8 protein-coding genes are annotated in these 11,687 nt (G+C 46.6%); all 8 read right to left on the bottom strand.

What is annotated here, in order from left to right:
• Positions 1 to 7 precede the first annotated feature (7 nt).
• Positions 8 to 892, bottom strand: a complete 885-nt coding sequence (locus NST58_RS11445; protein ID WP_139329962.1) for a carbohydrate ABC transporter permease — start codon at positions 890 to 892, stop codon at positions 8 to 10.
• A gap of 21 nt (positions 893 to 913) precedes the next feature.
• Positions 914 to 1,870 carry an ABC transporter permease subunit gene (locus NST58_RS11440; protein WP_076277941.1) on the bottom strand — a complete coding sequence of 319 codons (957 nt, stop codon included), beginning with the start codon at positions 1,868 to 1,870 and terminating at the stop codon, positions 914 to 916.
• A complete protein-coding gene (locus tag NST58_RS11435) occupies positions 1,860 to 2,066 on the bottom strand; it encodes a tautomerase family protein (protein WP_339247798.1) in 207 nt (68 codons plus the stop codon). The genes NST58_RS11440 and NST58_RS11435 overlap by 11 nt, the downstream gene beginning before the upstream one ends.
• Positions 2,067 to 2,169: 103 nt before the next feature.
• Positions 2,170 to 6,423, bottom strand: a complete 4,254-nt coding sequence (locus NST58_RS11430) for an alpha/beta hydrolase fold domain-containing protein (protein WP_339247795.1) — start codon at positions 6,421 to 6,423, stop codon at positions 2,170 to 2,172.
• Between the two features lie 74 nt (positions 6,424 to 6,497).
• The gene (locus tag NST58_RS11425; protein WP_076130127.1) at positions 6,498 to 8,051 is read right to left on the bottom strand and encodes an extracellular solute-binding protein; all 1,554 of its coding nucleotides are present in this window, start codon (positions 8,049 to 8,051) and stop codon (positions 6,498 to 6,500) included.
• A gap of 16 nt (positions 8,052 to 8,067) precedes the next feature.
• Entirely contained in the window at positions 8,068 to 9,132 is a 1,065-nt protein-coding gene (locus NST58_RS11420; protein ID WP_076130126.1) for a GDSL-type esterase/lipase family protein, read from the bottom strand.
• Between the two features lie 222 nt (positions 9,133 to 9,354).
• Positions 9,355 to 10,764: an extracellular solute-binding protein gene (locus tag NST58_RS11415; RefSeq protein ID WP_076130125.1), complete on the bottom strand. Its 1,410-nt coding sequence runs from the start codon at positions 10,762 to 10,764 to the stop codon at positions 9,355 to 9,357.
• 167 nt (positions 10,765 to 10,931) lie between these two features.
• Positions 10,932 to 11,642 carry a Crp/Fnr family transcriptional regulator gene (locus NST58_RS11410; protein ID WP_076130124.1) on the bottom strand — a complete coding sequence of 237 codons (711 nt, stop codon included), beginning with the start codon at positions 11,640 to 11,642 and terminating at the stop codon, positions 10,932 to 10,934.
• Between the last annotated feature and the right edge of the window lie 45 nt (positions 11,643 to 11,687).

Genomic DNA, 11,687 nt, shown 5'->3' with positions numbered 1-11,687 from the left:
TGATAGATCAGGATTTGACGGATCCGACCATCATTCCTTTAACGAAATGGCGTTGAAGAAACGGATAAATCATGATAATCGGAATAGTAGCGACAATGATAACAGCCATTTTGATGCCCTCAGGTGAGGTGTGGGCCAAAGAGCTATAAACTGAGGAAGCCGGATCAATACTGATATCGTCCGTCTCGAAGAGCTTCTTCAACATCACCTGCAGAGGCCATAATGACGGCTTGTTGATATAATACAGAGCGCTCATGTACGTATTCCAGTGCCCGACGGCGTAAAAAATCCCCAATGAGGCCATTACCGGTTTGGACAACGGCAGTACCATATTGACTATGATCCGCAGCTCGCCACACCCATCGATTCTGGAGGAATCTATCAGCTCCTGAGGCAGCTGCATAAAGAAGCTTCTCATCACGAAAAAGTTAAATGCGCTGATAGCCCCCGGAATCATAAGTGCCCATAAGGAGTTCATAAGCCCCAAATTTTTGATCAGGATAAAGTTTGGAATAAGAGGGGCACTGAATACCATAGTGAACAATACCATCATCACGATGTATTTACGTCCTACGAATTCCGGCCGCGACACCGGATAAGCGAGAGAAGCTGTCGCAATCAGATTAATGGCGGTGCCCAGTACCGTAATATAGACGGAAACACCGAACGCCCGCCAAATGGAATGATCGCTGAAAACGTACTGATAATTGATCGCGGTAAATTCCTTTGGCAGCAAGCCTACCCTGCCATTAATAATTGCTTCAGAGCTGCTAAAGGACTGGGCAATCACATTCAGAAACGGCAGAAACATAGCCAAAGCGAGAGCGGTCAGAAACAAAAGATTGAACACATTAAATAGATTCTGGCCGCGAGTATAGCGTACTCTCATCATCCCTACCTCCATAAAGAGCGATTAATACAGCGATTCACCGGTTGTTTTTTTGCTCAAAATGTTGCCGATGAGCACCAGAATGAGTCCAACTACCGACTTGAATAGCCCCACTGCTGTTGTATAGCTGTATTGCTGAGACAGCAGCCCCGCCTTATAGATATAAGTGTCCAGAATCTCCCCGTTCCCGGTATTAAGCGCGTTCAGGAATACCCATACCCGCTCGAAGCCAAGATCAAGAAATCTCCCGATATGGAGAAGGAACAAAATCATAATCGTCGGTATAAGAGACGGCAGTGTAATGGCTAAGGTTTGTTTCCAGCGCCCGGCTCCGTCTACTTCAGCAGCCTCATAAAGATCTGGGTTTATTCCTGCCAACGCGGCCAGATAAATGATCGTACCGTACCCGGAATCCCTCCAGATACCGGAACTGATCAAAATCGTGCGAATGTATGAATTTTCACCAAGAAAATAAATCGGTTCAAAGCCGAAAGCTTGTAAAGCCTGATTCACAATCCCTGTTCCTGGGGAGAGGATACCCAAGGCGATACCGCTGACAATTACCCAAGATAGGAAATGGGGCATATAAACCACCGTTTGCAAAAACCGTTTGTAAAACACAAGCCGAATTTCATTCAGCAGAAGCGCAAGCAATATTGGAGCCGGAAAGGCGAATATAAGATCATACAAGCCTAGCAGAATTGTATTGCTCAAGATTCTTCCGAAATCCTGGTATTGGAACATCGTCCTAAAGTGCTCAAGTCCCACCCATTCACTGCCTGTAAAGCCTTTAAAAATATTGTAGTTCTGAAACGCAATAACTGAACCAGCCAACGGCAAGTACTTGAAAATAATAAAATACAAGATCCCGGGAATCGCAATCACATAGAGTGCTCTGAATTTCCACATGTTTAAAAGCAAGGACCTTTTCGTGTCGGCTTTGTAGTTAATAAGGTCAACCCCAGTTACCTTAGCTTTCATAACCGTTTCCTATAGGTCCTTTTTTCAGCAGGTTCGCCGGAGCATTCTCATCCAGGGGAATTTCTTGAAATTCGACGGTAATAAATCGTTCCTCCCGTTCAATAATTCGGGATAACTCCCGCGTGAATACGGTGACTATCTCCTCCTTCTGCTCACTCGTTCGGCCTTCGTACATCCTAATCTCAATATGTGGCATCGGCTTTCCTCCATTTCCTTAAATAGTGAATGAATCTAACCTCATTCTACCTACAATAAAGCGCTTGCAATATGGAGTTTCTATGAGTGAGCTTGTGTTTTCTTTAGGGTATAATCGGTGACGGCCAACCCTCTACTACTACATGATCATTTTTGAAATAATTGCAACTTATACTGTTAATAAGATTCCCCTGCAGGATGATCCCTTTTCCAGCAAGAAGTCGAATACCGTTCGTATTGCCAATCAGCGAATTTGCGATCAATTGAACGTCCTGCGGGTCGCCCGCTCCGATATCATTTGCTTTGCTGTCGCCGGGATCATGCTCAAGGGATACAGCCCAATAATTCGACGCGGTGTTGTTGCGAATGATATTCTCCTTAATGATAGTACCTGGCCCGTTCAAAATCTGAATGCCCTTGGCGTTCTCTATATGCGTTGTATTCTCAATCACATTTCGCTCAATGACTGTATCCGGGGTGCCCATAGTTACATTGATTCCTTCTCTTGTATTACGAATCGTATTGTCATGGATATAGTTACGCGGTCCTGACTTACTGTGATTGCTGGGTGCTGTACCCCCGGTGTTTCCCAGTCCGATCGCCGCGCCGTAGGGAATATCGCTAATCACATTGCCGTATATCTCGTTCAAATATTCGAGTTCTCCGTGCAGATCGATGGCATCCAGCTTTGTATTCATAAACTGATTGTTTCGCAGGACATTGTTATGGGCAACAAATTGGATCAGCGCCCCATGCCGCAAATAAGGGCCTTCGAAATGGGAGTCCTCCACAACATTCCAAACCGTGTCGTTCTCATACCCGTTGCGATCCTGCTTGGCCATGCCTTGAATCGACACACCATAGCCAGCACCGCCCGGACCTACATCTGTCGCATTTCGGAACGTGCTGCGGCGTACGACGATATCACGGCTGTTGTCGATACGCACACCCATACGTGAATACTTCTCTACAGTAACTCCATCAACCGTGACGTTGTATGACGGAACTTCACCAAAATTTGCGATGGTAATCATGCTGTCGGGACCACCGGCGTCCGGGTTGTTCACTTTGTGATCCGTCGTGTAGACACCGTTCCATGTAGAAGTCAATGTGAGATTAGTTATGGACAGATCATGCTGTCCGGATACTTTCATCAGGGCGCTGTTTTTTACCTTATTGAGAGATGTCTTGAGGATGGTTGTTGATTGATCCTCACCGCGAAGGTTTACTCCTGACTTGAGCTTCAAATTGACAAGAGTATCCAATGTTGAGTTCAAATTATAAACCCCAGACGGCAAATAGACCTCATCGCCGGACTCAGCACTGTTTATGGCAGCTTGAATAGCAATACCGTCATCTGTGTCGTTATCGGCGAGATCAGCATTATAGTCCACCACGTTTAAGATGCGCCCAGTGGTTGTAGGTGAGGAATGAACCGGATGCACCGTACCCTCAGGTTCGGTTAACCCGGGAGCTGTGAATGGGATCGGTTCCCGGGGGGGATTAGGTGTGTAGTTCGGGATGCTGGCTACAGGTGTATCGCCATTTGCGAACGGCGCATAGATGTTTACCTCCGATAAACTTGTAAACGCGCTGCCATCAGAATTTCCAAAACCCACGATCCGCACATATCTGGCTTCTGTGTCAGGAAAATCAAAAGGTTGCATCTCTATGGTCCTGAACATACTTGCACCAGTCCATATCGTAGTCCAAGCCAAACCGTCATTTGAAGTTTCGATACTCAATTGAGCCGTACGCGTGTCACCTTTATAAACGGCAATACCTAAATAACTGATCTGCTTCCGTTCGCCTAAATCGTATTGGACCCACGGGCTGTTACCTGCGGCGGACCAACGGGTGAACAAGTTATTATCGATGGTATTCGTTGCGATATTGCCATCGCTGTCGCTGGCTGTCACGTTTGCAATCGCGTAAGGAATGATGGGTTCTGTAAGCGTTGATCGGGTAAAAGAAAGCGGTACGGATGTATTGCCCGACTGATCCACCGCTTCAACCTTAAAGCTGTACGCCGTGCTAGGGCTAAGCCCAACGGCTGTATACGTTGCACCGGTAACATTGGATAACAGGGTGTTATCCCGGTATACGCGATAGGAGCCGATACCTTGATTATCGCTGGCGGCCGGCCATGAAAGTTGAATGAACTCTGTACCTATATTGACAGCTTTCAGAGAACTTCCATCCGGCCAGGAAGGTTTCTCATGGTCGCTTGAAGGTGCAACCGCTTCTTGAACAACAAGCTGTGGACGGGGGTTGCTGTTGCCATTAGCTTCTTTCGAATAGACATTGAGGGAAATTCCAGTGCTTGCCGCATCACCAAGCAGAAAAGCGATATTACCGCCCGATGCGGACAATCTTTCTCTGACAAACTCGGACACATCGATGCTGTAAACCTGTGGAGCTCTTGATTTGTCTGCCGTTACGGTAAATTTCCCACTTAACGAAGCAATGGTCAGATCCGTGACAGGCGCATTGCTCCAAGTCAGCTCCGATTCAGTCCAATTTGTATCCTTTAGGCCGAATAACGAAAGTTCGAGGTCCGCATTGGATGAACCCTTTTTGGCAGCAACATTAAAAATGTACCTGTTTGCAGGATTGCTATATGAAGAGACATCAAATTTAAAATACACATATTTCTTGTTCTCGGCGCCAGAAGAAATACTGAACAATCCATTGCTGCTGCTCGTCGCGCTATTGAAGTTTACAGTGGGCTTGCTGCTGTCGATGACTGCATCGTCGCTCGGTGCCAGACTGGCTAGATCGCGGTATACAACCTCATCATCAGGTGTTGTTGCCATTCGATTCTTTACATATTGATCCATAAAAGCCCAAGCCTCGGCGCTTGCTTGCTCAGCCGCTTCGCCTATAAAACCGTGACCTTGTTTAGGTACAATTTTGACATCGACCACTTTCACGCCTGCATCCTTCAATTGATTGGAGAACGTAATGCTGTCCGTGTATGGGATCGTTGCATCCACATCCCCATGGCGGATGAAAAAAGGCGGATCGTCCGGTGACGCATAAGTGCCAGGCATGGCCAACCTTGCCTGGTCTGGCACAGAGAACGCGTCGTTCCCGCCTAAAAGCGCTTTCACAGATTTATAGCTATTAGCGAAGTTTGTTGTAAAATCCGCTGGACCGTAGAGATCGACAACGGCTTGCACTTGATCAGAATATTGCTGCCAACCGCCATTCCCAGCCAAATCCGGAACATTTACGGTATGTCCTGTATCCAATGTGATTGTCTCGCCTGACTTAATGTTCCCAGTCGTACCGAGCAGTGAGACCAGATGCCCCCCTGACGACGAACCCCATACACCGATCCGACTCGGGTCCAGATGGTATTCTGCCGCATGCGCGCGCAAGTAACGAATAGCAAGCTTCACATCCTGAATTTGCGCCGGGAATGGCGCTTCCGGGGTTAAGCGGTAATCCAGCGATACTCCGATATATCCTCGCTTGGTTACATAGTTGCAGATACTGGCAAGGGCTTGCTTCCGGTCTCCGTGATTCCAACCTCCGCCATGAATGTATACCATCACTGGCACGGGTGCTTGAGGCAGGATCTTGGGTACGGCAATCGAAGTATAAATCGGCCGCGTTCCAGCATTCCCAATCCGCACATCTTCATACAGCTTAACGCCTTCAGGAACCACAAACGGCTTAGGTTCAGCCGGTGTAGGGATTGGCACCGGTGTCTCTGCGGGTGGTATTCCGGGAATCGTTTGAGCTTTGAGGGCGACACTATCGATGTACATATTCGCGTTCATAAGCTCCCCCACACGAACCCGGATTTTGACGTTCGGGTTGTTGTCAGCTCCGCTGCCCAAGTTTTGGACTTTGAGTTGGTTCGGCTCACTGTTCTTTTGTTCCAGCGTTCCTGGGGGCAGCTTAAATTCCTCCAACGTTGTCCAATTTATCCCTCCGTCACTTGACCATTCTACGATGACGCTTCCTCCGATGTAGGAGGATGCCCGTGTATAATAACTCAATTGAAGATTGCGGTACCCCGTCGAATTCACTGGCAGCGCCAATGCATCCTTGCCATCGATTTTCACCAGATTCGGTACGGACGGGGCCGTGGACGAAACCGAAGTTTTCGCCATACTGTTTCCTTCGCCTTCCTGCAGCCAAGGCCCCGGAATGGCAATACCACCGGTAGATCCAAAATTGTCAGGGTCATCGAAGTTTTCCTCGTAGAGCGTAACATAGTCATCGGTTATTCCGTCTGCATAAACTTCAGTAAGCGCTTGCATTTCCAAAGGCGAATATAACAAAGCCAAAGCCAACAGTACTCTAATGCCCACTCGAAAAGCTTTCCTATATAGTCCGTTTCTCAAATGAATTCCTCCCTGTCATGGTATAGGTAATCACAAGCATTATGGAGTTCAAACCTCTTTTGAGGTGCAGCTTATTAATGTCGGGACAAAATCACACCGTCGTTATTGTTATAACGTTCTGTTGCTTCCTTGACGACATCACTTCCCCCTTTCTGCAGCCATTCCTCCACCACCTTCGGATAGTCGGAGATCGGCTTTTTGCCGTATACCATATTGATCACATGCGTCAATATAACAGGCGGCAATTTATCTCCACCTGGAGTGATGTCCGGGTTTTTCTGATAGCCTTTTACTTGCGGTTCAAATTGAATCCCGTCGCGTCCCTCATTCGCAAGTACTGTGTCGTAGAGCTTCATCAAATCTTTTCCTTCGGGTGTGAGACTAAGCGCACCTTTATTGTAGGTAGTATCCTGTACGAACCACAGCAGGATTTGACGGAACGTTTCTTCATCAACTTCATCAGCTGTTTTCGGTCTGTTATAGTTAATATTTCCGTTCTCTACAGTGTAGTTTTCCCCTTCAATTCCGAAGGTAAAAAACTTCTCCGCTTCGTCACTAACCATCCAGTTGAAAAACTTGACGATCCCGGCAGGGTCTTTCGCATTCTTGTTAATTAAATACGCTCGCGGCACCGTACCGACAAGACGAAGTCCCCCCTTACCGTCTGGCCCTGTGGGCGAGGCGATCAGCTTCATTTTACCAGTAGGCACCTGTTCTCTTAGCTGCTGATCCCATTGGATCAACAGGTTCGCATTCATGTTCCAGATGCCCGCCTTACCTGCAAGAATATCGTTCTTAAATTTCGTGGGATTAATTGTGACGAATTCCTTGTTGATCAGTCCTTCGTCGAACATTGTCTTGTACGTTTGGATCGTCTTTTGCATATTTTCGATATTCATAAATTTCGGGACAATTTGATCCCCTTGTTTCATAAAGAAATTAGCAAAGGTATCGTAAGATCCGAAGAACATATCCGAATATACAAAGTCCTCCCGGCCCATATAAGGATTCTCCACACCCAGCTTCTTAAAAGCACGCATGACATTCAGGAAGTCATCTACTGTTTTAGGCTCTGGCAGCCCTGTTTGTTCCAAAAGATCCGCACGAATCCAAGTTGCCCGGCGTGACGGATTGGACAGCCATTCCGGAATCGCATAGATATTACCTTTCGCATCGGTCTCCTTCTCCCATGCCTCCTTCGGAACTTTCTTGAGAAGATCCTGCCCATACTGCTCAAGCAATTCATTTAGGGGCATGAATACTCCGGCTTCCACGGAACCTGCCAACTGAGGGTTCGTCAGCCCAGAGCTTGCTTGCACGACATCCGGAATGTCGTTGATCGCGAACATTTGAATCATTTGCGAATCAAAATTTTTCTGCTGCATCAAACGGATGTTAAGATCTGTATTTGTAAGTTCCTCCAGCTTTTTGACCCATTTGTCATCATTAATATTCGGATGATTGTCTGCATACGAAATGTTTCCGCTCCGGAACGATATGGAGAAAGCAGTGGTTTTTTCCGGACTCTCCCCTGCTTGTTCTTCTCCCCCCTTATTAGAAGAGGAACATCCATTCATAGAGACGGCTAATAATGAAACTCCCACCATGGTAAGCATCCAACGCTTCATTTCCATCAACTCCCTATTATAAAATTGGGGACACTTCAGTAGAATGACTAGAAGTTCGGAGGGGTTCGATCATGGGCCGCAACAGCTTGGCTAAATGCTCGCTCATTAGCGTGTGTCCATAATCGGAAGGATGAATCAGATCGGAGGTCAGCGAGGTAAGATCGCGCATGACTGATGCGCCATCCAGCAGATGTAGTTGTGGATGTTTATTGCTTTCACAGTAACGAAGCAGCACTTCGTTAAAAACCGCCTCTTGGACATGAAGAAGATGGCCTGTATCAAGAAAATACGTTGCACGATTCGGATAAATCGTAGTAACGAACACAGGTTTGTCAGGATGATTTTTGATAACCCGGTCCAGCATGTAAGACACTCTACGCTTGAATTCCTCGGGAGACACTACAGCACGCATATTGACACCAAGTTCCAGAAACAGAAAATTCCAATCCTCACGTTCAGCCAGATGATCGGCAACTACGTCCTCGCAATAACAAGATCCGCTAAGCGCAAGATTTAGCACATCCACACCAAGTCTGCGCGCTGTCTGCTGTAAGTAACCATTGAAATGATGCGTGGATCCCGCGCTCTGGCTGATGGAAGATCCATAGGCGAGCATCGTAAGCTTCGGTACCTCTTCCGGTCTAGGCGCACGTACTTCACAACCAAAAGCATCCACATCGTAGTAAACAGCTCCGAAACGATCAAAATGCAAACGCCATACGTTAGAGGAAAATCCAGACTGATTCAGCCGCTTACTTGATACCTCTGTAAAACGTTCCGGCTCCTCCAAGTGCAGAGTGGTTACCGTACCCGCCTGCAGAAAATGCTGAGAATGAAAAAAATCCCCTCTGCATACCACAACGCGGCCGTTACTATCATTCGATCCGACAGTGACCCTAACATGCTTGGATTCGGTGACAAACCGCAATTCACAGCCGTTCGATTGTATAGCTTTGGTTCTTCCTTTCTCTGACAAGCCATTGCGCACATGCTGCGGAAAACGCTGGAGATGCAATCCAGATTGATAGGGTTTATGAACCAGCTCCGAAACATTGTGAAAATAAACGCCTTCCTTTTCCATCTTTGCAGCTACACCACCTTAATAAAATCGAGTTCGTGTTAACTCATATCTGACTTCTATTGCATCATATAATAACAACAAAAGCATAGTCAACAAGTTTTTATGTTTATTATGAGTCATATATGAGTCAATTCTTGTGCAACAAACAAATACTTCAACATAACAAAAAGCACAGATTCAGAATTGAACCTGTGCCGGGATTTTCACATGAACTTTCAGTCCTCAAGAGTGCTGAGTCTCCTGATTTACCGCATTCAATATTTCCTCAAGTCTGCGGCATAACTCGTCGTTGTCCAGTAGACCTGAAACAAACATCATGATATCACGTTGAATCTCTTTCAACTGGAGGTTGCTTAAACCCAGCTCTGTAACCAGACGATAGGTAGGGAAGATCTCACGATAAAGCTGAAAACGGGCCGGACGATAACCCACTTCCTCACCTTCCCAATCCATCACCAAACGGTTGGCTGCAATATTCAGCGTCTTGCGCCTAATGATCAGTTGTGCCTCGTGTGAGGTGAGAAAATCGACGAGTAGCATGGATGCATCCTTGTTCTGTGATTTGCTGTTAACCGCCAGTCCATTTATAATCAGCAGCGTATCAGCATTTTGCAGCCGCGGCAATGGAGCAATATCGAATGCCAAATCGGATTGACGCAATTGATTCAAGAAGTAATAGGTCGTCATTATCATGGACACTTTGCCTTGCAAGAACAAGGCTTCCGCATCCGCATCGCTCTCGGACAATACGGCTGGAAATACATCTTTCATGCCTATCAGCTTTCGGATGGTTCCTAAACTGTCGAGTAGCTTTGAGCCGCTGAACCGGTATTTCCCTTCGTCATCCTGTTCTGCCGCAAACGTTGTGCCGCTTTGAAGCAGGAACAACGGCCACCGGTTACGAGAAGGCAAATAAAAATAAAAACCGTACCAGTCATGACCTTCTGCTACCTTTCGACCATTAGCGAACAAATCGTCCCAGGTCCAGCTACTGTCGGGTGGTGATACGCCGGCTTCCTTAAAATGCTGTTTATTATAACAAAGCACGACTGGAGAATAAATGAAGGGGCGAACGCGATTACGGTCACCATACCGGAACGGGTCGGAAAGAAAACGATACGTGTCCGGCTGTTCCTCCATCGGCTCCAGCAGCTCCGTACAGCCTTGCTCCAAAAAATCCTGATAATTGTTATTATTCATCAGTACGACATCCATGATTTCCGACTGCAAATATTCCTTCAAAGATGTCGAGTAGTTTCCTGAAGACAACTCGAGCGGCTGAACGTCGATATGCGGATAGCGTTTGCCGAACTCATTCAGTAGCTCTTGCATCTCTACAAGCTTGGGAATGTTGTTCACATATCCGAACTTGATCGTCGTTCTGCCTTCCTCTACCGGAGGAATTACCCGATTGCCAACACGCGGAATTTTCTCAATTAATCCTTCATCCACCAGCACCTTAAGCCCGTTGCGCACAGAAGCGTTACTAAGTCCGAAGCGCACCTCTAAGTCACTTTCTGAAGGAAGATAACTGCCGATCGCTATACTTCCCGAATGAATTTCATGTCGCAAGGTTTGAATCATTTCCTCTAGCCTGATACGGAAAAATTTTCTGCTATTCCTTTTCTGCATTGGGTTTCCTCGCCATCTTCCGATTAATCGAGCCCATAGGGACAAGTTTATATAGTATTCATCATACTGAAATCCTTTGGGAACGACAAGTATCGGAGTCTGGCCCCATATAGCGTATGTTCTGCACCCACGGTGTCATACAGAGCGGTCAATACACCGTAATCCTCTTAATACCCCATATAACTCTCCAAACCGGCTGGATCTATAATGAGCATTTGCTTGTTTCCGATTAGCTCAATAAGACCTGAATCTTCAAACCTTGAGAATTTTCTGCTAATAGTTTCGCGGGTGACCCCAACATAACTGGCCAGCTCTTCACGAGACAACGGAAGGTCAATATGAATATGAGCGCCACGCTGCTTACCATATTTGTCGCTGAGTTCCATGATCATATAAGCAATTCGTATTTCGGGATCTTTGGTCGCCAGGCTTTGCGCCAGATTTTCCGTATGGGCTAGTCTTTTGGTCACACTCTTCAGTAGTCTAAGCGAAATATCCGGATTATCCCTCATCAGCTGCTCCATATCCGTTCGAGTCAGCATGCAAATGTTAGTGTCTTTCAGAGCATAAGCACTGAAGTTACTCAGCTCATCGCTGTTAAAAATGCTCAGTTCCCCGAAAAAGTCTCCATTCGTCAAGATGTGCAAAATTTGTTCCTTGCCCTCAGGAGTTGTTTTGGATAATTTAACATGCCCTCGCTGAATAATGTACAGCGTATCTGACGGCGCCCCTTCCAGAATTAAAGGTTGACCTTTAGTAAACTTACGATGCTTGATCATAGCGCTGATCCGGGAGAGATCGTCATCGCTTAACGCAGCAAAAATAGGCACCTTGCGGGTACAAGGTTCAGCAGCGTATTGGCAAGAATACTCCTTCATAACTGTCCCCCCTGTTGTTCATTTTTTTGTACAACTCCTACTTTC

This window comes from Paenibacillus sp. FSL R10-2796 (assembly GCF_037965315.1).
Taxonomy (GTDB): Bacteria; Bacillota; Bacilli; order Paenibacillales; family Paenibacillaceae; genus Paenibacillus_AQ; species Paenibacillus_AQ odorifer.
Note: the sequence above shows the minus strand (reverse complement) of the source record. Positions and strands in the feature narration are given on the sequence as shown.

Excerpts from the sequence above, each read along its gene's own strand:
- NST58_RS11435 (WP_339247798.1), bottom strand. The coding sequence starts at position 2,066 with ATGCCACATATTGAGATTAGGATGTACGAAGGCCGAACGAGTGAGCAG.
- NST58_RS11420 (WP_076130126.1), bottom strand. The coding sequence starts at position 9,132 with ATGGAAAAGGAAGGCGTTTATTTTCACAATGTTTCGGAGCTGGTTCAT.
- NST58_RS11410 (WP_076130124.1), bottom strand. The coding sequence starts at position 11,642 with ATGAAGGAGTATTCTTGCCAATACGCTGCTGAACCTTGTACCCGCAAG.
- NST58_RS11440 (WP_076277941.1), bottom strand. The coding sequence starts at position 1,870 with ATGAAAGCTAAGGTAACTGGGGTTGACCTTATTAACTACAAAGCCGAC.
- NST58_RS11415 (WP_076130125.1), bottom strand. The coding sequence starts at position 10,764 with ATGCAGAAAAGGAATAGCAGAAAATTTTTCCGTATCAGGCTAGAGGAA.
- NST58_RS11445 (WP_139329962.1), bottom strand. The coding sequence starts at position 892 with ATGATGAGAGTACGCTATACTCGCGGCCAGAATCTATTTAATGTGTTC.
- NST58_RS11425 (WP_076130127.1), bottom strand. The coding sequence starts at position 8,051 with ATGAAGCGTTGGATGCTTACCATGGTGGGAGTTTCATTATTAGCCGTC.